The sequence below is a fragment of the Neobacillus phoenicis genome, from assembly GCF_047302305.1.
Taxonomy (GTDB): domain Bacteria; phylum Bacillota; class Bacilli; order Bacillales; family Cytobacillaceae; genus Neobacillus.
The window spans coordinates 4,165,067-4,189,515 of the sequence record NZ_CP154847.1; the positions used below are offsets into that span (position 1 = coordinate 4,165,067).

Consider the following 24,449-nt stretch of genomic DNA (forward strand, 5'->3'; position numbering starts at 1 on the left):
TATTTACCTCGTCTCCTCTTTTCGCTCCTTTGCACGAAGTTGTCCACATGCTGCAGCAATATCTGACCCCTGCTCTCGGCGAATAGTCACATTAATACCACGTTTTTTAAGTGTTTTTTCAAAAGCAAAAATTTTGTCCCTTGGAGTACGAACATAATCCCTTTCAGGGACATAATTGACTGGAATAAGATTCACATGGCATTTAACCCCATTTAAAAGAGTTGCCAATTCCTCTGCATGCTCTGTGGAATCATTTACTCCGCCAAAAAGACCGTATTCAAAGCTAATTCGACGACCTGTCTTATCGATATAATATCGTACTGCTTTCATTAAGTCATCAAGTTTATAGGCTTTGTTGATTGGCATTAACCTTGAACGTAATTCCGTATTCGGAGCATGTAGTGAAATAGCAAAATTAATCTGCAAATCTTCATCAGCAAACTGATAAATTTTAGGTACAATTCCACTAGTCGAAACGGTAATATGCCGTGCTCCGATATTTAGTGCTTTATCATGATTGATTATTTTTAGAAATGACATCATATTCTCATAGTTATCAAATGGTTCACCAATACCCATAATGACCACAGAGCTTACACGTTCCTCTGTTTCATCAAGTGCCTGTTGTACTTTAACTACTTGGGCAACAATCTCGCCTGCTTCTAAATGCCTTTTCAATCCACCTAAGGTCGATGCACAAAAAGTACAGCCAATTCGACAGCCAACCTGAGTTGTAACACAAACGGAGTTCCCGTAATCATGTCGCATCAGAACGGTTTCAATCGAATATCCATCATGAAGTTCAAATAAGAACTTAATCGTTCCATCAGCTGAAGTCTGTTGGATGACCGTATTTAAGGTAGTGATTTGAAAATGATTTGCTAGTTTATCTCTTAAGCCTTTTCCTAAGTTGCTCATGTCTTCAAAAGAAGTAATTCTTTTTTTGTAAAGCCAATCGAAGATTTGCTCTGCACGGAATGGCTTTTCTCCATTCTCTGATAACCATTCCTTTAATTTATGAAGCTCCAAGGAATAGATGGAGGGCAGGTTATTATCTAATGTTGTTTTCTTCTCAGTTGTATTTAATTGTTCCAACTGTTTACACCTTCTTTCAATTGTCTAACTTCACACCTATGGCGCTTATACTTTTTTTAGTACTGCAATATAAAAACCGTCTGAGCCAAAATCCTGTGGAAAAACTTGCAAATCATATCCTGTTATGAATGGTTGAACAGCTTCCGGCATCCTATTTTTAAAAGTTAAATCAGGTTCAAAGTCTGGATTATTCTCCAAGAACTTCATTACAGTATTTTCATTCTCCTCTTTATCCACTGTACATGTACTGTAGACAAGAATACCACCCTTTTTTAGTAAAGGTGATACTGACTTTAATAGATCCTGCTGTATGATACTCAACCGCTCTAGATCTTTTTCAGTTTTTGTATATTTCATATCGGGCTTTCGTCTCATCACTCCAAGGCCAGAGCAGGGAGCATCGAGAAGAATGCGGTCAAATAATACATTCTTAAACTTATCTTGTAAATGTCTAGAATCAGATACACTTGTTTTAATATTTTCTAACCCTAATCGGCGTGCATTATCGTTAATTAATCGAACCTTATGCTGATGGAGATCAACCGAGATCACTTCACCCGTATTATTCATCTTTTCAGCAATATGTGTACTTTTCCCACCTGGTGCTGCACAAGCATCGAGGACAAACTCATTTTTCTCTGCCCCTAATGCGTAAGTAGCAAGCATGGAGCTTTCATCCTGAATGGTAAACATTCCGTATTTAAAGGAAATCGTAGAAGCTAAGTTTCCCTTTAAACATCTGATTGCTTCAGGTATAATAGGACTTTTTTCAATTTGAAAGCCATCCTCTTCTAAAAGAGCAACACATTCATCTCGCGAAATTTTTGTCAGATTCACTCTTGCTGTTTGCATTGGTGCTATTAAGTTAATTTCACACATTTCTTTTGTTTTATCAAACCCGAATTGATTCACCCATCTAGTTACGAGCCATTCTGGATGACTTGTTTCCATCGCTAATCTTTTGTTTGGATCAGAAATTTCATTTAATGAAGGGAGTCCTTTTCTTTGTATACTTCGTAAAACTCCATTTACCAAACTGGCAATTCCTTTATGTCCTCGCTTTTTCGCAATATCTACAGCTTCGTAAATTGCTGCTCGATCTGGAATCCGATCGAGATACACCATCTGATAAAGCGTAAGTCTAAGTAAATGATGAATCCAATCAGCTAATTTTTTATTATCTTTGATAAACGGATTCAGATAGAAGTCCAAAGCCATTTTTCGTTGCAATGTTCCATAGGTTAACTCTGTTAGTAATCCTACATCTTTTGCAGACAGCTCATTTTTTTCAATGGTCGTGTTAAGTAGTAAATTACTGTATGATTGGTTTTTCTCAATCGTTGTTAATAGGTCCAAGGCAATTTCACGTACATTATTTTTCTTTGATGTCATTTTATTCTCCCAGCTTACTGCCTAATGAAATTTTTGAACCTGCACCGCGTAAAAATTGCTCACTCATCATTTTGGTTTTTCCTGAAGACTGGAGCTCAAGGATTTTTATCGCCGTTTCATTTCCTGTACTTACAATTAATCCATCTGGTTCAATTTTCACAATTGTTCCTGGCTCATTACTCTTTGTGCCAGCAACTTTTTCGGTTCGCCAAATTTTCACTACTTGCCCCTCTATTGTGGTAAAGGCTACTGGCCAAGGGTTTAAACCACGAATATGGTTATAAATTTGTTCCCCTGTCTGGCTCCAATCAATCTTTTCCTGCTCACGTTTAATATTGGATGCAAATGTAGCCTGTTCCTCGTTTTGAGGCTGAGGGGTAAGCTTTCCATCTAATAGAAGTGGCAAAGTTTCAGATAACAACTTTGATCCCGCTGCACTTAACTTGTCATGTAGGGTTCCTACATTATCCTTTTCAGTAATTGGAACCTCCACAGTTGTTAAAATATCCCCAGCATCTAATTTTTCTACCATATACATAATTGTCACACCGGTTTTCTTTTTCCCTTGAATGATTGCGTAGTGGATTGGGGCGCCGCCGCGAAGCTCTGGCAGTAGTGATGCATGTACATTTATACAGCCGTATTTAGGAGCATCCAACAGCTTTTTAGGCAGAATTTGACCAAAAGCAGCTGTAACAATAAGATCCGGCTCTAAGGAAAGAATTTTACTAAGCTCTTCTTCTTGACGGATTTTTTCTGGTTGGAAAACGGGGATGCCATGTTTCATGGCTTCCACTTTAACAGGAGGTGGGGTTAACACCTTTTTTCTTCCTACCGGTCTGTCAGGCTGAGTGACTACGCCTATTACCTCATAGCCGTCCTCAATAATTTTTTGAAGAACAGGGACGGAAAAATCCGGGGTACCCATAAAAACAATTTTCGTCATTCACTTTCTACTCCTTTTAACTCATCTTCCTCAAGGTATCTTGTAACCTTTGATGTAAATAATACTCCGTTAAGATGGTCGATTTCATGTTGAATCGCTCTAGCCAGGAATTCTTCTGCTTCTAAAGTATATTTCCTGCCTTTTCGATCAAATGCTTCTATCTTAACAAAATTAGGCCTTGTTACCTCACCAAATAATCCTGGGAAACTTAAACAGCCTTCTGGACCTGTCTGTTCCCCCGATGTTTCTAGAACACGGGGATTAATCATCTCAATGGTCCCTAATTCATCATCAATATCAACAATTGCAATACGTGCATTCAATCCTATTTGTGGTGCGGCAAGACCCACTCCGTCATATTCAATCATCGTGTCATACATATCATCAAGTATTTTCGCTAGCTTCTTATCAAAATTCACCACTGCCTCACAATTCTGCTCGAGAATCTCTGCAGGATGAATAACTACTTTTCTTACTGCCAAGTTAGTTCCTCCGTTATGCCCATTAGAGGGCATTCTTTTATTATTATTTTCACCCAGTTTACATTAAGATAAACGGGTTGACATCAATAGAAACCTGTAAACCACTCTTTGTATCAATTTGATATTGATCTAGAATCGTTTTTAACGTTTTTGTCATGTTCGGTTCCCGTTTGTATTTTATCAGACATTGATAGCGATATCTATTATTAATCCTAGGGATCGGTGAAGCCGCAGGTCCCAAAACTACTGCTTCCTTTGAAAGCTGTGAGCGGACATAGTTTACAATTTTCTCTGTCGCTGATACTACTGTGATTAACTGCTCATGACTGATAGTAATGAGTGAGAGGTAATAAAACGGCGGGTAATGGTGAGTTTTACGAATCATCATTTCACGCTGATAAAATAGATCATAATCCTGCGTACCTGCCAACTCCACACTGTAGTGTTCCGGTGTATAAGTTTGAATAATAACCTCCCCTGGCAATTGGTGGCGCCCAGCCCTCCCACTTACTTGGGTTAACAGTTGAAAGGTTTTTTCAGAGGCCCGAAAATCTGGTAAATGGAGCATGGTATCTGCAGAAAGTACACCAACTAGTGTGATATTTGGAAAATCAAGCCCTTTTGCAATCATTTGAGTGCCTAATAAAATATCTGCTTTTCCATCCTGAAAGTCCTTTAGTAACCTTTCGTGTGCTCCCTTTCTTCCAGTTGTGTCCACATCCATCCTAATGATTCTTGCTTCGGGCATAATTTTCCCTAGCTCTTCCTCAACCTTTTGTGTGCCCGTTCCAAAATAGCGGATATACTCACTTGAACATTCAGGGCAATTCCTTGGAACATACGTTTCATAACCACAATAATGGCATTTCATTTGCTCATTTACCCGATGGTAGGTAAGTGAAATATCGCAGTATGGACAATTCATGACATACCCACAATCCCGACACATAACAAAGGATGAATGCCCCCGCTTATTTAAAAATAAGACAGATTGCTGCTTCTTCTCAATTCGGTCTTGAAGCTTTTCAAACAGCTTTCTGGAAAACATTGACCGGTTCCCCTCTCGAAGCTCCTCGCGCATATCAATAATATCGACAGATGGAAGTGATTGGTTATTCATACGACTCGGTAGCGACAATAGGTGGTACACCTTTTTTTGTGCTCTTGCGAATGTTTCGAGGGATGGGGTGGCACTGCCAAGGACAACAGGACAGTTGTATGTCTTCGCTCTTTGAACGGCCACGTCTCTTGCATGATATCTTGGCATTTCTTCCTGCTTATAACTCGTTTCATGCTCTTCATCAATTATAATAATTCCAAGGTTTTCAAAGGGAGCAAAGATAGCCGAACGAGCTCCAACAACCACTTTTACCTCCTTACGTTGAATCTTTCGCCATTCATCGTATTTTTCACCAGCTGATAACCCACTGTGCAATACCGCAACTAAATCCCCGAACCTCCCCTTAAACCTATTAACCATTTGAGGGGTGAGTGCAATTTCTGGAACAAGAACAATGGCTTCTTGTCCTTTTTCAATTACTTCCTGTATGGATTGTAAGTATATTTCCGTTTTCCCACTTCCTGTAACACCATAGAGGAGAAATACTTCATGCTTTTTATTCTCAATAGAATCTAAAATCGGTTCAATGGCTGTTTGCTGTGAAGGAGTTAGAGGTAATGGTTTAGTTCGTTCGAAGGATCGATTTTCATAAGGATCCCGATAAACCTCCATATCAAACTCTGTAAGTAGCTGCTTATCAACCAGGGCTTTAATGGTAGTGGAAGTGGTATTTATTTCTGCTGTTAACTTCCGTAACTCGACCGCATCAAAATTCTCAACAAAATAGTGTAATACTTGCTTTTGCTTTTCAGCTCGAGCAGATAAACGATTTGCTTCTTCCTTCAATTCCTCAAGAGACACAAGAGGGCGAACAAACTTTATTTGTTTTTTTCGTACTCGTTCTTTGACTTCGTAAATTACTTCAAGATTGTGTTTGGCTGCTTCACGCTGCAAGACAGGTAAAACTCCAGTAGATATAGCATCTTCCCACTTGACCATCCCATCGTTTTTAAACAGATTCTGAAGATGTATCGGAAGGTCAGAAACCCTTGCACTCGAAGCAAGCTTCACTTTTTTTTCATACTTTGCTTTTAATGCTGCAGGCAGCATGACCTGAAAGGCAGAAATTTTAAAGCAAAGTGTATTTTCTGTGAGCCAGTCACCGAGCTCTACTAATTCATGATTTAACACGGGTTCGAGGTCCATTGGTTCAATAATTTCTCTTAACTTTTTAAATCCTGATTCAGCTTTAATGCCCATAACAAATCCTTGGATATTTCTCGGACCGAAAGGGACAATTACCCTCATCCCTGGTTGAATGGTCCCTATCCATTCTTTCGGAATTAAATAATCGAAGGTCTTATCCGTTTGTTTCGTTGGGACATCAACAATAACACTAGCAATATTCATTATTTTCCAGATCCTTCTATAAGAGAAGTAATTTCGTCAATAATCTTTTCAGCTACAGCCTGTTTTGACATGAGAGGTAATTCAGTAACCGTTCCGGAACGGTTAAAGAGCGTCACAATATTCGTATCTGTTCCGAACCCTGCACCCTCTGTCTTCACATTGTTAGCGACAATGATATCTGCATTTTTTTTGTTTAATTTTTTGGTGGCATATTCTTCAATATGATTGGTCTCTGCGGCAAACCCAACTAATATTTGATGCTTTTTCCTTTTACCTAACTCAGAAAGTATATCTTTTGTTCTTTCCAACTCAATACTCGCGTCACCTTCCTGCTTCTTCACTTTGTGGTCATAAGTTGTTTTAGGGCGATAATCGGCTACAGCTGCCGTCTTTATTACAACATCGACACTGTCATAGTGGTTCATCACGGCATGATACATTTCCTCTGCACTTTCGATGTTGACCACTTCCATTCCAGCAGGTGCAGGTAACTGGACTGGACCTGAAACTAAGATGACCCGTGCCCCTTGTCTCTTTGCCGCTTCTGCAAGTGCATAGCCCATTTTTCCAGTTGAATGATTAGAAATAAAACGTACAGGGTCAATTTTTTCACGGGTTGGTCCTGCAGTAATTAAGACGGTTTTGCCTTGTAGCTTTAATCCTTCTTTTCTAAAAAAAGCTTGGACTAGTTCAACCATTTTTTCTGGTTCTTCAAGTCTTCCTTTTCCAACATATCCACAAGCCAGATAGCCTTCACTCGGTTCTATAAATTGATATCCATAATCAGCTAATGTGGCTATATTTTTTTTCACAGCTGGATGGTCGTACATATGTACATTCATTGCTGGAGCAATCCAAACGGGTGAAGTTGCGGCTAGCAGCGTCGTGGTGATCATATTGTCAGCAACACCGTGAGCTAATTTTGCGATGGTATTAGCCGTTGCCGGTGCAACTAAAATTAAATCAGCCCAGTCTGCTAAATCAATATGGGCAATAACCTGCGGATTTTTTTCATCGAAGGTGTTTGTATATACCTCATTGCGGGAAAGTGCTTGAAAGGTTAATGAGGTAACAAACTTTTCAGCAGATTCACTTAAAATGACTTTTACATGTGCTCCAGCTTGAACAAGTTTACTTGTTAAGGCTGCTGCTTTATAGACTGCAATTCCTCCTGTTACACATAATAAAATTTTCTTATCCTTTACCATGACCCAAATCCCCCATTTCTTGTCCGTCCAATAATCTTTACCTTTTATTATGCTGTAATCGTAACATTTTTTCATCTTTTTCCTACTGTATGTCGACAAAATTCAACTTTTACATTAATAGCTCTGTTACATAAGTCTGTTGATTTCCGTTCCAGGCACTTCGCTTTCCGCGGGCGTGCCGGGGAGCCTCCTCGTCGCTTTGCTCCTGCGGGGTCTCCCCTGCCCCGTACTCCCGCAGGAGTCTTCGCGCCTTCCACTCCAATCACCAGCGTGCAAAAATAACAATATTATCGTGAAAGCCAAATAAAAAAGGCTGACACGTAAGGAATTTCCTTTGTCGTCAGGCCTTCATTCATGTTTATGTCTGTTCGCTTATCTTTTTTATTCAGCAGTTGTATCTTTTTTGCTTATACGGTAAGTAAGCTCTCCGCTATAAATTTCTTCTAGCGCCTTACCTACATGTTTATAAGAAACGTATTTCGCTAATCTTTCGTCCCTGACTTGCGACATTACGCGTGCACGCTTCGCCGCAACGGAAACTAGTGAGTATTTGGAATCAATTTTTTCAAGTAATGAATCGATAGAAGGATATAACATTCTATTCAACCTCCAATAATTTTTTATAGCGATGCTCTACACGTTCTCTACGACAATGCTCTGCAGTAACGATTGCTTTTACACGTTCACATGCACGTTCCACTTGGTCGTTTTCAACCACATAATCATACAGTTCCATCATTTCAATTTCCTCTCGAGCAGAGAGCATACGATTATGAATGATATCTTCTGTTTCAGTTCCTCTAGTGACAATCCGATTTTTTAATTCAGAAAGGCTTGGCGGCATAAGGAAAATAAAAAGCCCTTCTGGGAACTTTTCTCGTACCTGTCTAGCACCTTTTACTTCAATTTCTAAAAATACATCTTTGCCAGCATCCAAGGTTTGACGAACATAATCCACAGGAGTGCCATAATAGTTCCCAACAAATTCTGCATATTCTAGAAGTTTCCCTTGCTCAATTAACGCTTCAAACTCTTCTCTTGATTTAAAAAAATAATCTATGCCGTCCACTTCACCCTCACGTGGTAAGCGAGTTGTCATCGATATAGAATATTCAAAAGCTGTATCTGGATGAGAGAATATTTCTTTTCGTACCGTTCCTTTTCCAACACCAGATGGCCCTGAAAGTACAATCAGTAATCCTTTTTCCTGCATTATTAGGAATCCTACCCTTCATCAATAGTTTCATCACGGTCAGATAATCGATGAGCAACCGTTTCTGGCTGTACAGCTGACAGAATGACATGGTCACTATCCATGACAATTACAGCACGTGTACGTCTACCGTATGTAGCATCAATCAAGGACCCCTGGTCACGGGCGTCTTGAATAATTCTTTTTATTGGTGCAGATTCGGGGCTAACAATTGAAATAATCCGATTGGCCGAAACGATATTTCCAAATCCAATATTAATTAATTTAATCGACATGGTCATCATCCAATCATCAATAATATATTTTGACCGTGGTAAACAGTTTCTAAACAAATCATTCGATATTTTGAACCTGTTCCTTCAATTTTTCAAGTAAACTCTTGATTTCAACCACTTGTTTCGCAATGTTTGAGTCATTCGCTTTTGAACCAATGGTATTAGCCTCTCTATTCATTTCCTGAACAAGAAAGTCTAGCTTTCGCCCAATCGGTTCCTGACTTTTTAACGTCTGCAAGAATTGTTGAATATGACTTTTTAAACGAGTGATTTCCTCATTAATATCCGCTTTATCAGCAAACACGGCTACTTCAGTTAATATTCTTGTTTCGTCCAATTGGCCATTTAAGAACTCCTGCATTCTTTTCGTCAGACGTTCCTTAAAGGATTGTACAACGAGAGGAGCATATTTCTGAAGCTCAAAAACATCATTTTCTAGTTGTGCTAAAATGGCAATCAGATCTTTTTTTATTTCTTCCCCTTCAGCCATTCTCATTTGTAGTAATAATTGAACAGCTTCTTCCGTAGCAGTTAGAACTAAATTTTCGAGTTCTTCGTTGCCGACTTCGCTTTCTTCAATATGTAAAAGGTCACTTCGACCAAGCAAATCGTGAATCGTTACGGTTCCTTCAACCCCATATTTGCTTTGTGCTTCATTTATAAATTGATAATATTCATCAATCAAATTCCAATCCACGTGAACCTTCCGGGTGACGACTCCCTCACCCTCTACACTGACATAAACCTCTACTCGTCCACGTCGAATCTGCTGACTTAATTTCTTTTTTAATTTATCTTCTATTTTTAATAACTGCCTTGGCATTCTAATATTCATTTCGCAAAATCGGTGATTTACCGTTTTGACTTCTACATTTACAGAAAAGAACTGCGATTCCGTCTTAGCTCTGCCAAAGCCTGTCATACTAATAACCATCACTTGCACATCCAATCCTTGAGAAATGATCGGCTTTTTATTAAAAAAGACAAAAGGTAATAGAGTGGCATCTATTACCTTTTGGATTATAACATACTTTATTTTGTTTTTCTTAATAAAAATGTTCCTGCTAGTAAAAAAGTTGGAATAGAGGATAATCCTACAATTAGCAACCAATCTTTCGCAAGAATCGGCAGTGTATGGAAAATAGGCTGCAATGGTGGATAGTAAATAACAACAAACATTAACAATAATGATGAAATAACCGCCCAAACTAGATATGGATTCCCAAATGGATTTCTTGAAAGGACAGATTTTTCACTGCGACAATCAAACACATGAATTAACTGAGCCATTACGAGTGTCGCAAATGCAACTGTTTGTGCATACTGCAACTGACTAGGATTATTACCATAAACAAGCATAAATGATAATAAGGTGACAATCCCAATCAGGAATCCCCTTGATACAACCTTCCAACCTAATCCCCGTGAAAACACACCTTCATTAGGGCTTCTTGGGTTTCGTTTCATTACATTTTCCTCTGGTCGATCGAGACCCAGTGCCATAGCCGGAAGTCCATCCGTTACCAAATTAACCCAAAGGATTTGGATTGGCACGAGAGGAAGCGGCAATGCCAAAATCATTGCAAATAACATAACTAATATTTCACCAACATTGGATGCTAGTAAATAACGGACAAATTTACGAATGTTTTCATAAATGTTTCTGCCTTCTTTGATCGCAGCTTTAATCGTAGCAAAATTATCATCGAGCAAGACGAGCGCCGAAGCTTCTTTGGCAACATCTGTCCCTGTAATTCCCATGGATACGCCGATATCCGCTGCTTTTATTGCAGGAGCATCATTTACTCCATCCCCTGTCATGGCAACAATATGTCCCCTATTTTGTAAGGCTTTAACAATTTTCAATTTATGCTCTGGAGAAACCCTTGCAAAAACAGAAACATCATCGACGATTTCCTCAAGTTCTTCCACTGACATATCAGATAAAGCTTTTCCATCCAACACCTTGCTTTTCTTAGTTAAAATGCCTAGCTGGGAAGCAATTGCTTTTGCTGTAATCACGTGGTCTCCCGTAATCATTACCGTTTTGATACCAGCTTCTTTACATTCTTTCACGGCATCTTTTACTTCAGGTCTTGGTGGGTCAATCATTCCTTGAACCCCAATGAATGTTAACTGTTTTTCTGCTTCCTGTTCACTTAAAATAACGGTGTTTGTAGATATCGGTTTGAAAGCAATAGCTATTGTCCGAAGTGCCTGTGAAGCAAGACCATTGATTGCATCCTGGACCTTAGTTTGCGACTCCCTATTTAAGTATTGAGTCCGTCCATCCCATAGTATTGATTCACTAATCCCTAAAATGACATCTGGGGCACCTTTTGTAATAATAAAATGCCTGCCTTGTTTATCTTTTACATGAACACTCATCATTTTTCTTGCAGAATCAAACGGAAATTCGTTCACAATCGTAAATTCGTCTAATAGCTTTGTCCTTTCAAAGCCTGCTTTCATTGCACTTACTAATAAGGCGCCTTCTGTTGGGTCTCCGTCCAGCGTAAATTCATCATCCTTTCTCACTAGATCTGAATGATTGCATAACATACCAAAAATCAGCATTTGCTGTAAGGCTTTCTCATCTTTAGGCTGTACGGTTCGGTCGTCTCGGTAAAACTGGCCCTGCGGCTCGTAGCCAACCCCGTCTACAGTCCAAGTTTGTCCACCGCTCCACAAATGCGTTACCGTCATTTTATTTTGGGTCATTGTTCCTGTTTTGTCAGAGCAAATAACAGAGGCGCAACCAAGTGTTTCAACTGCAGGCAGCTTTCTAACAATCGCATTTTGCCTAATCATCTTCTGTACACCAAGTGATAATGCCACCGTCACGATTGCAGGCAGTCCCTCTGGAATGGCTGCTACAGCTAAAGAAACCCCTGCTAAGAACATCTCATATAAATCATGTCCACGTAATACCCCGACAACCACCACAAGGACCGTCAGCAATAAGGCAACAGTTATTAATATTTTCCCTAGCTGCTCCAAGCGACGTTGTAATGGAGTGTCTTGCGATTCTGCACTTTGGAGTAAATCAGCAATTTGCCCCATAGCGGTTTTCATACCAGTCGCAATGACAACTCCAATGCCGCTTCCCCTAGTTACCATCGTACCCATAAAAGCTATATTTTCCATATCCCCAATTCCAGGGTTTGGATTGGTTAAACTGTCAATATGTTTAGCAACCGGCACAGATTCACCCGTAAGAGCAGATTCCTCAATTTCTAAACTTTTTGACTCAATTACACGGACATCAGCGCCAATCCGATCTCCACTGCTAAACTTTAATATATCACCAGCGACAATTTCTTTTGAAGGAATCTTAATCCACTGACCATCTCTGAGAGCAGACACCTGTGGAGCAGATAATTCCTTTAGCGCCTGGAGTGATTTTTCCGCCCGACGTTCTTGGAAAAAACCAAGAAAACCATTGATAATGACGATGGCGATAATCGCAATTGCATCAATATATTCGCCTAATAATCCGGATATCAAGGTAGCTGCAAGAAGGACTAAGACCATAAAATCTTTAAATTGACTAAAAAATAAGAGTAAAGCGGATTGCTTTTCTCCTTCTTCTAATTCATTTAACCCATACTGGTCAATCCGTTTTTTTACTTCTTCCTGTGATAATCCAGAAGAAAAGTCGGTTTCTAAGGCCTTTTCTACTTGTTCTATCTTCATTTCATGGAATTTCATCCGACCATCTCACTTCCCCCTTTATTGACATACTCTAAGGAAAGCTTATTCAGGGTCGTCCCAAAAAATGCTATGATATGATGAAAGAATTAGTTAAAACCCAACCTATTAACAAACGCTAAATGCGACAGATTTGAAAATAATAGGATATAATTAATTTATTGGCTATGTAAAAGAGCTTATTGCTAATTTGGCACTATGTTGATTGGAGCGGAAGGCACGAGACTCCTGCGGGAGTAGCTGGTCACGGGAGACCCCGCAGGAGCGAGCGACGAGGAGGCTCCCGGACCACCCCGCGAACCGCTCGTGCCTGGAGCGGAAATCAACAGGCAAGTTTAACAGTACCAATTTATATGAAAGTGTAAAGGATGTTTTCCATGTCATTTGATGGTTTATTTACAAAAGCAATGGTTGCTGAGCTTGTTCGCGCCTTAAAAGGTGGTCGAATCAACAAAGTTCATCAGCCATATAAAAATGAAGTAATTCTTACAATCCGGGCAAATGGAGTCAATCAAAAACTTCTCCTCTCAGCCCATCCAAGCTACGCAAGAGTACAACTGACAAACGAGGCCTATGAAAATCCAAGCGAACCTCCAATGTTTTGTATGTTGCTTAGAAAGCATATCGAAGGCTATATATTAGAAGACTTATATCAAGTTGAAACCGACCGCATGATTATCTTTGAAATAAAAGGTCGAAATGAAATCGGTGATATTAGCTATAAACAATTAATTATTGAAATTATGGGAAGGCATAGCAATATTGTTTTAGTGGATAAAACAAGGAATGTCATCCTTGATAGTATTAAACATGTTTCCTTTGCTGTTAACAGTCATCGAGCGATTTTACCAGGACAACCATACGTATTCCCTCCAGAACAAAATAAGGTGAACCCCTTTACAACGAATGAAGAGGATGTTTTACGGGTGGTCGATTTTAATAGTGGAAGGATTGACCGACAGCTTGTTGAGCATTTTGCCGGTACTTCCCCCCTTTTTGCTAAAGAGGTACTTTTCCAAAGTGGACTGGCAAATCGCACGACCGTTCCTTCGACCTTCACTCGGTTAATAAAAAGAATAGATTCTGATACTATTTCTCCTTCCATTATTGCCAGTGGTGGAAAAGAAGCCTTTTATTTATTTCCACTTGAGCATTTGAATGGGGAAACAAAGAGCTATCCTACCCTTAGCGAAATGCTTGACCGTTTTTATTTCGGTAAGGCGGAACGAGACCGGGTCAAACAGCAAGGGAATGATATCGAACGGTTTATTACTAATGAGAAAGAAAAGAATGAAAAGAAAATTGAAAAGCTAAAGGATACGTTAAAGGACGCTGAGCGAGCAGATCAATTTCAGCGTTATGGTGAACTATTAACTGCTAACCTTTATGCAGCGAAAAAGGGCATGAAGGAAATAGAAGTGGTCAATTACTATGATGAACACGGTGGTACGATTGCTATCGCGTTAGACCCAAGGAAAACACCTTCTGAAAATGCCCAAAAATATTTTTCTAAGTACCAAAAGGCAAAAAATGCGGTAGCCATTGTAACGGAGCAAATTGAAAAAGCACAGGAAGAAGTAGCCTACTTTGATAATTTATTGCAACAAGTAATTGCAGCCTCTCCAAAGGATTTGCAAGAAATTCGTGAGGAGCTTGTAGAGGGTGGCTATATCCGTGACCGGAAGAAAAGGAACGGCAAGAAAATCCAGAATGCTAAGCCGGTTTTGGATCACTTTGTCTCTTCTGATGGAACAGACATCATTGTCGGAAAAAACAATAAGCAAAATGATTATTTAACCAATAAGCTAGCTGCTAGAGATGAAATTTGGCTTCATACAAAGGACATTCCTGGTTCTCATGTGGTGATTCGCAGCAAGGAACCCTCTGATGAAACCATTAGGCAGGCAGCCGGTTTGGCTGCTTATTACAGCAAAGCACGAAATTCAAGCTCCGTACCGGTTGATTTTACAAAGGTTCGCCATGTAAAAAAACCAAGTGGCGCAAAACCAGGTTTTGTCATTTATGACAACCAACAGACGGTTTATGTTACTCCTGATGAGGAAATGGTATTGAAACTAAAGAAAAATTAGTAAAACCCCGGTTTTCCGGGGTTTTTTCTCTTCATCTTATTCAAACCTCTTGCTCCATACTGAAGGGGCCTTTCTCCATTCAAGGAGGCTGACTTGGTCGCTTTTGTTAACATAGCCTTTTTCCACCGCAACCTCTATTAATGTAGGAAAATCAGTTAATGATTTACTTATAATGCCCTCTTGAGAAAAGGCTTCTTTCCCTTTTTCAAGCCCATATGTAAAGATAGATACGACTCCAAGCACCTCACAGCCCGCTTCCCGTAATGCTTGAACTGCCGTAATGACGCTACCTCCAGTCGAAATCAAGTCCTCTACTACGACTACTTTTTGACATTCTTCTACCTTTCCCTCAATTTGATTCCCTTTCCCATGTCCCTTTGGTTTTGAACGAACGTAGCACATTGGTAAATCCATAAGGTCACTCACCCATGCAGCATGAGGGATCCCTGCAGTAGCTGTTCCCGCAATTACTTCTGCATCAGGAAAGTTTTCAAGAATGAGTTTTTTCAACCCTAAGGCAATGTCTTTCCTTACGGATGGAAAGGAGAGTGTTAACCGATTATCACAATAAATGGGGGACCGAAGTCCAGAGGTCCAAGTGAATGGCGTTTGTGGTTTTAATGCAACTGCATTGATTTCTAATAGTTTTTCAGCGATGTAATGTTTCATAATCTTACTCCCTTCCATTCTTGCATCCAAAGCTCATAACTTGCTAGCGGGTCAACAGCCCTTGTAATGGAACGTCCCACAACAATGGAACTTACTCCTGCAATCTTAGCAAAAGTTGGTGTGGCAACCCGTTTTTGATCGCCTACCTCTTCTGTTACCATTCGAATTCCTGGCGTCACGGTGTAGAAGTCTGAGCCTAGCTTTTCACGAATAGCAGCAGCTTCCCATGCTGAACAAACTACTCCATCAAGTCCTGCTTCTTTCGTTACTGCTGCGTAATGAAGCACTGATTCCTCTAACGTGACAGGAATCAGTTGTTCTCTGTTCATTTGTTCCTGAGAGGTACTTGTCAACTGCGTCACGGCAATACAAGCAGGTCGAGTGTGTCCTGCAGCTGTCCCTGCCTCCAACCCCTCTAATGCCGCCTCCATCATTTCTTTCCCACCGGCTGCATGAACATTAACCAAGTCGCATTCCAGTCGGGCAAGGCCTTTCATCGCGCTTTTCACGGTATTTGGGATATCATGAAGCTTTAAATCTAGAAAAATACGATGTCCTTTTTCTTTCAAAAACGCAATCATTGAAGGACCTTCCTGGTAAAACAATTCCATTCCAATTTTTACAAATAACTCTTTCCCAGTGAAAGGCTGTAAAAATTGCTCTACCTCTTGCTTGTTTGAAAAATCAAGCGCGATGATAAGCGAGTTGTTCATGCCTCATCCAGCTCCTTCCTCTACATTCACTAATATGATCAAACCCTAGTTTGTCTAAAAGGTCTGGCAGTTCCTTAATAATCGTTGGACAAATAAATGGATCCACAAAATTCGCTGTTCCAACTGCAACCGCACTTGCTCCAGCATAAAAGAATTCAATTACATCTTCGGCAGATTGAATCCCTCCCATCCCAATAATGGGTATGGATACCGCTTGACTTACCTCGTGGATCATTCGAATCGCTACTGGTTTAATGGCTGGCCCAGATAAACCGCCAGTCCCATTAGCTAAAATCGGTTTGCCTGTTTTTAAATCCAATCTCATGCCAATTAAGGTATTAATCATGGTTAGGCCATCAGCTCCACCGTCCTCAACTGCCCTAGCCATTTCAACAATGTTTGTCACATTTGGCGATAACTTTACATAGACAGGAACCTCTGAAACTTCCTTTACCTTCTTCGTTAATTGTTTAGCCACTTCAGGAATCGTCCCAAATGCAATGCCTCCTGTTTTCACATTTGGACACGAAATATTTAGCTCTAAGGCATGTACATTGGGGGCTTGCGAAATTTCCTTCGCAACGTTTACATAATCTTCTTCTAGCGAGCCTGCCACATTCGCAATAATCGGCACATCATACTGAGAAAGCCAGGGCAGTTCCTCGGACAAGACTTTTTCTAAACCCGGATTTTGAAGCCCGATTGCATTTAGCATCCCAGCAGAAGTTTCAGCCACTCTAGGAGTAGGATTTCCAAATCTAGGTTCAGTTGTAGTCGCTTTAATCATGATAGCCCCTAGTTCACTCAAATCGTAAAATTGGCTATACTCCCTGCCAAATCCAAAGCAGCCAGATGCAGGCATAATAGGATTTTTCAATGTTAAGCCTGGTAATTCTATGTTTAATCGACTCATATGACAACCTCCCCGGCACGGAATACAGGCCCCTCACTGCACACCTTTTTATATGAAACTCCCTGTGGATCATCCGCTTTTTTGCAAACACAGGCAAAGCATGCGCCAACTCCACAACCCATCCGCTCTTCTAATGATAGAAATAGTTTCTTATCTTGATAATTTTGTTGAATGGCTCTAAGCATCGGGGTAGGTCCGCAAGTATAAATAGTGTCAAAGTTTACTTCTTTCATCACATCAGTGACAAACCCTTTTCTTCCATACGTACCGTCAACAGTCGCCACAAAAGTTTCTCCATTTCTCACAAATTCATTTTCATAAAATACAGCAGACTCTGACTGGAAGCCTAGAATATGAATTACGGTTACTCCTTTAGCCTTCAATTGCTTTGACAGCTCATATAAAGGCGGGACACCAATCCCGCCGCCAACTAATAGTGCTGTTTCTCCTGCATTCACTTCATCAACCGGGAAACCATTTCCTAACGGACCCAGAATATCAAGGTTCATCCCAGGTTTCATTTTCGCGAGTAGTGATGTTCCTTTCCCTTCTTTCCGATAAATCATTGTCAACTGTTTCCTTTTTTTATCGTAGGAAGAAATACTGATTGGTCTCCGTAAAGATGGGTCCCAGCTATTTGAAACCCGTATATGAACAAATTGACCTGGTTCGGTAATTTCATTAACCAATTCCGCTTCGACAACAAGCTCATAAATATCTTTGGCAATTTCATCTTGGCTGATGATTTTGCATAATTCTTTTCTAATCATGCAAAAACTGCCTCCTTTTTCTCCCCTACAGCCATTGCTTCTGCTGAAAAATTCATTGATTCAACCACCTTTAAGATCGCATCTGCCGTATCTAAAGATGTTAAGCAAGGAACCCCGTTTTCAACCGCTTCACGGCGAATTCTGAATCCATCTCTTTCCGGCTGCTTCCCTTTGGTTAAAGTGTTGATAATGAATTGGGCTTCCCCATGATGAATGACATCTAATAGTGTTTTTCCTTCTGAACCTATTTTCCCAACCACTTTCACCTGTAGACCTGCTGACTCTAAAACAGTTGCCGTACCGCTCGTTGCCATTAAGCGATATCCGTTTGACGCAAAACGTTTAGCTAGCTTGAGTGCTTCTTGTTTATCTTTATCAGCGACAGTAAACAATACAGTACCGAACTTTTGAATGTTCATACCAGAAGCAACCAATCCCTTGTAAAGAGCTTTTTCAAGGGTCATGTCTTTACCCATTACCTCACCTGTAGACTTCATTTCCGGTCCTAAGGTAATATCCACACTTTTCAGCTTCGCAAATGAGAAAACCGGAACCTTTACATACACACCTGATTTCTCTGGAACCAGTCCAGTTGAATAACCTTGATCGGTTATTGAAACTCCCAAAATAGCTTTTGTTGCAATCTTGGCCATTGGTACTTGGGTTATTTTACTTAAGAATGGTACCGTACGACTAGAACGCGGGTTAACTTCGAGAACATACACTTGGCCCTGAGACAATACATATTGAATATTTAACAATCCAACGATGTTCAAGCCTTTTGCCAGTCTTACTGTGTATTCAACAAGTGTTTTCTTCACATCTTCAGATAGTGTTTGAGGAGGATACACTGCAATCGAATCACCTGAATGGACTCCTGCTCGCTCGATATGTTCCATGATTCCAGGTATCAATACATTTTCCCCATCACAGATGGCATCCACTTCAATTTCTTTTCCAGTTAGATAGCGGTCAATCAAAACTGGATGTTCTGGATTAACCTTTACTGCGTTTTTCATGTAATAAAGCAATTCATTTTCATGATAGACTATTTCCATCGCTCTCCCGCCAAGGACATAGGACGGACGGACAAGAACTGGGTAACCGATTTGGTTCGCAATCACCAAAGCTTCTTCAACTGATAAGGCTGTTTTTCCTAGTGGCTGTGGAATATTTAGCTGTTCAAGTGCTTGTTCAAATTTATCTCTGTTTTCCGCACGGTCTAAGTCTTCAAGACTCGTTCCAAGAATTTTCACACCGTTCTCCTCAAGCTTAGCTGCAAGGTTGATTGCTGTTTGCCCACCAAACTGAACCACTACACCAATTGGTCTTTCTAACTCAATAATGCTCATGACGTCTTCAATCGTAAGCGGTTCAAAGTAAAGCTTATCCGATATACTGAAATCCGTTGATACCGTTTCCGGGTTATTGTTAATAATAATTGCTTCATAACCTGCTTCTTTAATCGCCTTTACGGAATGAACGGTAGCATAGTCAAACTCGATTCCTTGCCCAATGCGGATTGGTCCGGAGCCGAGAACGATGACACTTTTTCTTTTTGTTACCACGGACTCGTTTTCCTCTTCATACGTTCCATAGTAATACGGGGTTGCTGATTCAAATTCTGCCGCACAGGTATCGACCATTTTGTAAACTGGGACAATACCACTGTGCTTCCGCAGGTTATAAATATCTTTATCAGTCAAATTCCATAGCTCAGCAATTTTATTATCGGTAAAGCCTTTTTGCTTTGCTTCAATTAAAACTTCTTGATCTAGTGGATTCATTGCTAGTTGTCTTTCAAGCTCAATGATTCCTTCCATTTTCTTCAAGAAGAATAAATCTATTTTACTCCATTGATGAATAGTATCAATGGTAATTCCACGTTTTAGCCCTTCTGCGATGTAAAAAAGCCGTTCATCGCCTGCTTTACGTATCCGTTTCTCGAGTAATTCATTATCAATTTCCTCTGCACCGTTTAATTCGAAATGGTACACGCCTGCCTCAAGAGAGCGAATGGCTTTCAACAGGGATTCTTCAAACGTACGGCCTATTGCCATAATCTCTCCTGTTGCTTTCATTTGGGTTCCCAATGAGCGATTACCTGATTCAAATTTATCAAACGGCCATCTTGGTATTTTCGTTACGATATAATCAAGAGCCGGTTCAAAGCTGGCGTAAGTTTTACCCGTAACAGGGTTCAACATTTCATCAAGTGTTAAGCCCACAGCAATTTTTGCAGCAAGCTTTGCAATTGGATAGCCCGTAGCTTTTGAGGCTAGTGCCGAAGAACGGCTAACACGTGGATTAACTTCGATAATATAATAGTTAAAGCTATCTGGATCTAAAGCAAGCTGAACATTACAGCCTCCTTCAATCCCTAACTCGCGGATAATTTTTAGTGAAACATTCCGAAGAAGCTGGTATTCTCGATCACTTAAAGTCTGACTAGGGGCAACTACAATCGAATCACCGGTATGTACGCCCACCGGATCAATATTTTCCATATTACATACGACAATTGCATTATCGTTACCGTCTCGCATGACTTCGTATTCAATTTCCTTAAAGCCAGCAATACTTTTTTCAAGTAAACATTGATTCACTGGGCTGTGTTTTAAACCGCTTGTAACGATTTCCTCCAATTCTTCAGGGTTATGACAAATGCCTCCTCCTGTCCCACCTAGAGTATATGCAGGACGAACAATGACTGGGAAGCCAATCTTTTCAACAAACACTTTCGCCTCAGCTAATTCATGGATGATTTCACTATCTGGAACCGGCTCACTTAATTCATTCATTAAGCTGCGGAAAAGTTCTCTGTCTTCTGCCTGTTTAATGGCTGAAAGTTTGGTGCCTAGGATTTCTACTTCACATTCCGCTAAAACCCCAGATTCTGATAATTCAACTGCAAGATTAAGACCTGTTTGTCCGCCAAGAGTTGCTAATAGAGCATCTGGACGTTCCTTACGAATGATTCGGCTAACAAACTCTACTGTCAATGGTTCAATATAAACCGCATCTGCAATTTCTGTATCCGTCATGATCGTGGCAGGATTAGAATTTACTAGAATGACACGATAGCCTTCTTCCTTTAAAGCGATACAAGCCTGAGTACCTGCATAATCAAATTCTGCAGCCTGACCAATGACGATAGGTCCTGAACCAATTACTAGAATGGAGTGAATATCTTTACGTTTAGGCATTTGCTGTAACCTCCTGTTTGTTCTCTTCCATCATTGCAAGAAACTGATTAAATAGTCCGTTGGCATCTTCTGGTCCTGGTGAGGCTTCCGGATGATACTGGACAGTAAAAGCGGGATAATCTAAATGTTTAAGTCCTTCGACAGTTCCATCATTTACGGCAATATGAGTGATTGCTAGTCTTGTATCGTTTATCGAATCTTCTTCAACCGTATAGCCATGATTTTGTGATGTTATTGCAATTTTTCCGGTAGATAAATCTTTGACCGGGTGATTAGAACCACGATGGCCAAACTTCATTTTTTCGGTATTAGCCCCACATGCAAGTGCGAATAGTTGATGACCAAGGCAAATTCCAAAAAGAGGAACCTTCCCTAAAACCCCTTGTAACATATCAATAGCTTCAGGAACATCCTTTGGATCTCCAGGTCCATTTGAAAGCATAATCCCATCTGGACGCAACTGAAGTATTTCATCAGCCGTTGTATGATAAGGAACTACAACCACATCACAGTCACGCTGGTTTAGTTCTCGTAATATCCCATGCTTCATTCCAAAATCTACAAGGACTACTCTTTTTCCACGTGCTGGGCTCGGATAAGCATTTTTAGTTGATACCTGCTTTACTTGATTGGTTGGTAAAGATGTCTCTCTTAGGTGCTTCAAAACTTCCTCTGGATTTTTTTCTATGCCACAAATTGCACCCTTTAAGGTACCGTATTGACGAATTATTCTTGTTAACTTCCTTGTATCAATCCCTGCAATCCCCGGGATTTTTTTCATTTCAAAGTATTCTGCTAAAGTATATTCACTTCTCCAATTGGAAGGAAAATCCGCTGCTTCCTTCACAATAAAGCCCTTTACTGCTGGGTTTATCGATTCGAAATCATCACGATTAATCCCGTAATTCCCAATAAGCGGATAGGTAAGGGTCACAATTTGTCCGCAGTAGGATGGATCCGAAAGAATTTCTTGATAGCCAGTCATTCCTGTATTAAATACGACTTCCCCAATGGTTTCTGTATCACTGCCAAACCCTTTTCCAATAAATATCGTACCGTCTTCTAATATCAGCTGCTTTTTCATGCTAGTACACATCCTTTTTCCCAAACTATTTGCCCTCCAGCGATTGTCATCTCTGGCCATCCCTTACATTTCCAGCCACCAAATGGCGTATTTTTACCCTTTGATAAAAATTCATTAGAGTTAATCACTTGTTCCTCATCTAAGTTGATTAGGACTAGATCTCCAGGTGATCCAACTTCTATTTTTCCATATGGAAGGCCAAATGCTTCTGCAGGCTTTATTGTTAAGAATTGAATCAGTTGCTCTAGTGAAATGATTTTCTTTAACACGAGGTCTGTATAAAGAAGCGGGAACGCCGTTTCTAATCCAACAATACCGAATGGCGCTAACATCATTCCATCCCTTTTCTCCTCCGCTGTATGTGGGGCATGATCGGTTGCTATAAAATCAATTGTTCCATCGAGCAGTCCTTCAATCAAAGCCTTCCTGTCTGCGTTGTCCCGAAGCGGCGGGTTCATTTTATAATTAGAATCAAGCCCTGGAATATCATCTTGTGATAATAATAGGTGATGCGGTGTTACTTCCGCAGTGACTTTAATACCTGCTCGTTTTGCATCTCTAACCACACGTACAGATTCTTTTGTACTGATATGACAAACATGATAATGGCAGCCACTTGCTTCAGCCAATAAGACATCCCTGGCAATCTGTACCGACTCGCACACAGAAGGAATACCGTTCAGTCCGTGTTTTTCTGAAAATGAGCCTTCATGGACAGCACCTTTGTTAATTAGTGTATTCTCTTCACAATGCGCGACAATTGCCATATTTACCGCACGAGCTTTTTTCATGGCGGCAAACATCATTTCTGCTGACTGAACACCTACTCCATCATCCGTAAAGGCGAAAGCTCCTGCTTTTTTTAGTGCTTCAAAATCCGTAAGTTCCTTGCCAAGTTGTCTAGTTGTAATTGATGCGTATGGCAATACTCTTACATTTGCTGTCTCTTGAATTCGACCTTGGAGCCACTCCAACTGTTCCTTGGTGTCAGGGACCGGTCTCGTATTTGGCATGGCAGCAATGGTTGTAAAACCACCTTTTGCTGCAGCAAGCGTACCGGTTGCGATTGTTTCCTTTTTTTCGCCGCCAGGCTCCCGAAGATGTACATGTAAGTCTACAAACCCTGGGGACACTAGCTTCCCAGCTGCATCTACTTTTCTGTCCACCAATGCATCAATATTTGTATCTATTTTTGTAATTGTTCCATTTTCTATTAATATATCAGCTTGTTTTTTCTCTCCATTAAATGCTTTGTAACATGCGTTTTGAATAAGTAGTTTCATTTCTTTTTCTCCCTTCAAGACTCTCAATTGCCCTTTTGATAACCGCCATTCGGATGTATACTCCATTTTCCATTTGTTTGAAAATTCTTGAACGCTTGCATTCTACAAGACTATCAGCTATTTCTACATTCCTATTAACCGGTGCAGGATGCATAATGATACTGTGGGAGTTCATCATCTTTTCCCTTTCTAAGGTAAGCCCATATTGTTTATGGTACTCATTTGCAGTATAGCTGCTTTTTTGTTGATGCCGCTCATGTTGAACGCGGAGAAGCATGACAACATCTGCTTCTTTTATTGCCTGATTAACAGGTCTATACCTGGATATATCTACACTACGGTGATCAAACCATTCCTCCGGTCCCGAAAATATCACCTCTGCTCCAAGCCTTGTCAGCACTTCAGCATTGGACCTGGCCACTCTGCTATGACGAATGTCTCCTATAATGGCAATTCTTACTCCCTTAAATTGGCCAAACTCTTGCTGGATAGTCATCAAATCGAGAAGTGATTGTGTGGGATGATGCCCGCATCCGTCACCACCATTGATGATGGGAATGTTAACTTTTCCTACCAGTTCATCAAAGTAACGATCTTGATCATGACGGATAACAATCGTGTTTACGCCGATTGCCTCTAATGTCTTCACTGTATCGTAAAGTGTCTCCCCTTTTTGTACACTGGAGGTCAGTACCTCAAATGGGATGACCTCTAGACCCAACCTTCTTTCAGCCACCTCAAAACTGCTTTTTGTGCGTGTGCTTGCTTCAAAAAATAAGTTGGCAGTAAACATTTGCTCTTTTGGTTGCCACTTCATGCCGGCTTTAAAATTATGAGCATCTGTTAAGATTTGATTAATCTCCTCCACCTTTAATTCATTAGTGGTCAACAAGTGATTTAACATTCAAGATCCCGCCTCTCATTTTTAC

General features: G+C 40.3%; 20 protein-coding genes. 1 reads left to right on the top strand and 19 read right to left on the bottom strand.

Going from position 1 to position 24,449, the window contains the following annotated elements:
* Nucleotides 1-3 precede the first annotated feature (3 nt).
* From rlmN to AA0X95_RS21415, 11 genes are all read right to left on the bottom strand, one after another.
* Nucleotides 4-1,095: a 23S rRNA (adenine(2503)-C(2))-methyltransferase RlmN gene (gene rlmN, locus AA0X95_RS21365; protein ID WP_413301375.1), complete on the bottom strand. Its 1,092-nt coding sequence runs from the start codon at nucleotides 1,093-1,095 to the stop codon at nucleotides 4-6.
* A gap of 45 nt (nucleotides 1,096-1,140) precedes the next feature.
* Complete coding sequence (gene rsmB, locus AA0X95_RS21370; protein ID WP_413301377.1) at nucleotides 1,141-2,487, bottom strand: 16S rRNA (cytosine(967)-C(5))-methyltransferase RsmB; 1,347 nt, start codon at nucleotides 2,485-2,487, stop codon at nucleotides 1,141-1,143.
* Nucleotide 2,488: 1 nt separating this feature from the next.
* Nucleotides 2,489-3,433: a methionyl-tRNA formyltransferase gene (gene fmt, locus AA0X95_RS21375; protein ID WP_413301378.1), complete on the bottom strand. Its 945-nt coding sequence runs from the start codon at nucleotides 3,431-3,433 to the stop codon at nucleotides 2,489-2,491.
* Nucleotides 3,430-3,915, bottom strand: coding sequence for a peptide deformylase (gene def, locus AA0X95_RS21380; protein ID WP_413301380.1), 486 nt, complete (start codon nucleotides 3,913-3,915; stop codon nucleotides 3,430-3,432). The genes fmt and def overlap by 4 nt, the downstream gene beginning before the upstream one ends.
* Nucleotides 3,916-3,973: 58 nt before the next feature.
* Nucleotides 3,974-6,385: a primosomal protein N' gene (priA, locus tag AA0X95_RS21385; protein ID WP_413301382.1), complete on the bottom strand. Its 2,412-nt coding sequence runs from the start codon at nucleotides 6,383-6,385 to the stop codon at nucleotides 3,974-3,976.
* Nucleotides 6,385-7,593: a bifunctional phosphopantothenoylcysteine decarboxylase/phosphopantothenate--cysteine ligase CoaBC gene (gene coaBC, locus AA0X95_RS21390; RefSeq protein WP_413310150.1), complete on the bottom strand. Its 1,209-nt coding sequence runs from the start codon at nucleotides 7,591-7,593 to the stop codon at nucleotides 6,385-6,387. The genes priA and coaBC overlap by 1 nt, the downstream gene beginning before the upstream one ends.
* A gap of 381 nt (nucleotides 7,594-7,974) precedes the next feature.
* A complete protein-coding gene (gene rpoZ, locus AA0X95_RS21395; RefSeq protein WP_413301384.1) occupies nucleotides 7,975-8,190 on the bottom strand; it encodes a DNA-directed RNA polymerase subunit omega in 216 nt (71 codons plus the stop codon).
* A 1-nt stretch (nucleotide 8,191) separates the two neighbouring features.
* Nucleotides 8,192-8,806, bottom strand: coding sequence for a guanylate kinase (gene gmk / locus AA0X95_RS21400; RefSeq protein WP_413301386.1), 615 nt, complete (start codon nucleotides 8,804-8,806; stop codon nucleotides 8,192-8,194).
* 11 nt (nucleotides 8,807-8,817) lie between these two features.
* Nucleotides 8,818-9,081: an extracellular matrix/biofilm regulator RemA gene (gene remA, locus AA0X95_RS21405; protein WP_413301388.1), complete on the bottom strand. Its 264-nt coding sequence runs from the start codon at nucleotides 9,079-9,081 to the stop codon at nucleotides 8,818-8,820.
* Nucleotides 9,082-9,139: 58 nt separating this feature from the next.
* Nucleotides 9,140-10,015, bottom strand: a complete 876-nt coding sequence (locus tag AA0X95_RS21410) for a YicC/YloC family endoribonuclease (protein ID WP_413301390.1) — start codon at nucleotides 10,013-10,015, stop codon at nucleotides 9,140-9,142.
* 98 nt (nucleotides 10,016-10,113) lie between these two features.
* Nucleotides 10,114-12,792: a calcium-translocating P-type ATPase, SERCA-type gene (locus AA0X95_RS21415; RefSeq protein WP_413301392.1), complete on the bottom strand. Its 2,679-nt coding sequence runs from the start codon at nucleotides 12,790-12,792 to the stop codon at nucleotides 10,114-10,116.
* 377 nt (nucleotides 12,793-13,169) lie between these two features.
* On the opposite strand from AA0X95_RS21415, the gene AA0X95_RS21420 reads away from it, so the two are divergent.
* A complete protein-coding gene (locus tag AA0X95_RS21420; protein ID WP_413301394.1) occupies nucleotides 13,170-14,882 on the top strand; it encodes an NFACT family protein in 1,713 nt (570 codons plus the stop codon).
* Nucleotides 14,883-14,918: 36 nt separating this feature from the next.
* On the opposite strand, the gene pyrE is transcribed toward AA0X95_RS21420, so the two are convergent.
* Genes pyrE through AA0X95_RS21460 form a run of 8 tightly spaced genes read right to left on the bottom strand, consistent with a single transcriptional unit; the run spans nucleotide 14,919 to nucleotide 24,424 of the window.
* Nucleotides 14,919-15,551: an orotate phosphoribosyltransferase gene (gene pyrE / locus AA0X95_RS21425; RefSeq protein ID WP_413301396.1), complete on the bottom strand. Its 633-nt coding sequence runs from the start codon at nucleotides 15,549-15,551 to the stop codon at nucleotides 14,919-14,921.
* A complete protein-coding gene (gene pyrF, locus AA0X95_RS21430) occupies nucleotides 15,548-16,264 on the bottom strand; it encodes an orotidine-5'-phosphate decarboxylase (protein ID WP_413301398.1) in 717 nt (238 codons plus the stop codon). The genes pyrE and pyrF overlap by 4 nt, the downstream gene beginning before the upstream one ends.
* Nucleotides 16,236-17,177 carry a dihydroorotate dehydrogenase gene (locus tag AA0X95_RS21435; protein WP_413301400.1) on the bottom strand — a complete coding sequence of 314 codons (942 nt, stop codon included), beginning with the start codon at nucleotides 17,175-17,177 and terminating at the stop codon, nucleotides 16,236-16,238. The genes pyrF and AA0X95_RS21435 overlap by 29 nt, the downstream gene beginning before the upstream one ends.
* Nucleotides 17,174-17,947, bottom strand: a complete 774-nt coding sequence (locus tag AA0X95_RS21440; protein WP_413301402.1) for a dihydroorotate dehydrogenase electron transfer subunit — start codon at nucleotides 17,945-17,947, stop codon at nucleotides 17,174-17,176. Before AA0X95_RS21440 ends, AA0X95_RS21435 begins: the two co-directional genes overlap by 4 nt.
* Nucleotides 17,944-21,153: a carbamoyl-phosphate synthase large subunit gene (gene carB, locus AA0X95_RS21445; RefSeq protein ID WP_413301404.1), complete on the bottom strand. Its 3,210-nt coding sequence runs from the start codon at nucleotides 21,151-21,153 to the stop codon at nucleotides 17,944-17,946. The genes AA0X95_RS21440 and carB overlap by 4 nt, the downstream gene beginning before the upstream one ends.
* Entirely contained in the window at nucleotides 21,146-22,237 is a 1,092-nt protein-coding gene (locus tag AA0X95_RS21450; protein WP_413301406.1) for a carbamoyl phosphate synthase small subunit, read from the bottom strand. Before AA0X95_RS21450 ends, carB begins: the two co-directional genes overlap by 8 nt.
* Entirely contained in the window at nucleotides 22,234-23,520 is a 1,287-nt protein-coding gene (locus tag AA0X95_RS21455; RefSeq protein ID WP_413301408.1) for a dihydroorotase, read from the bottom strand. Before AA0X95_RS21455 ends, AA0X95_RS21450 begins: the two co-directional genes overlap by 4 nt.
* Entirely contained in the window at nucleotides 23,480-24,424 is a 945-nt protein-coding gene (locus tag AA0X95_RS21460; protein WP_413301410.1) for an aspartate carbamoyltransferase catalytic subunit, read from the bottom strand. The genes AA0X95_RS21455 and AA0X95_RS21460 overlap by 41 nt, the downstream gene beginning before the upstream one ends.
* Between the last annotated feature and the right edge of the window lie 25 nt (nucleotides 24,425-24,449).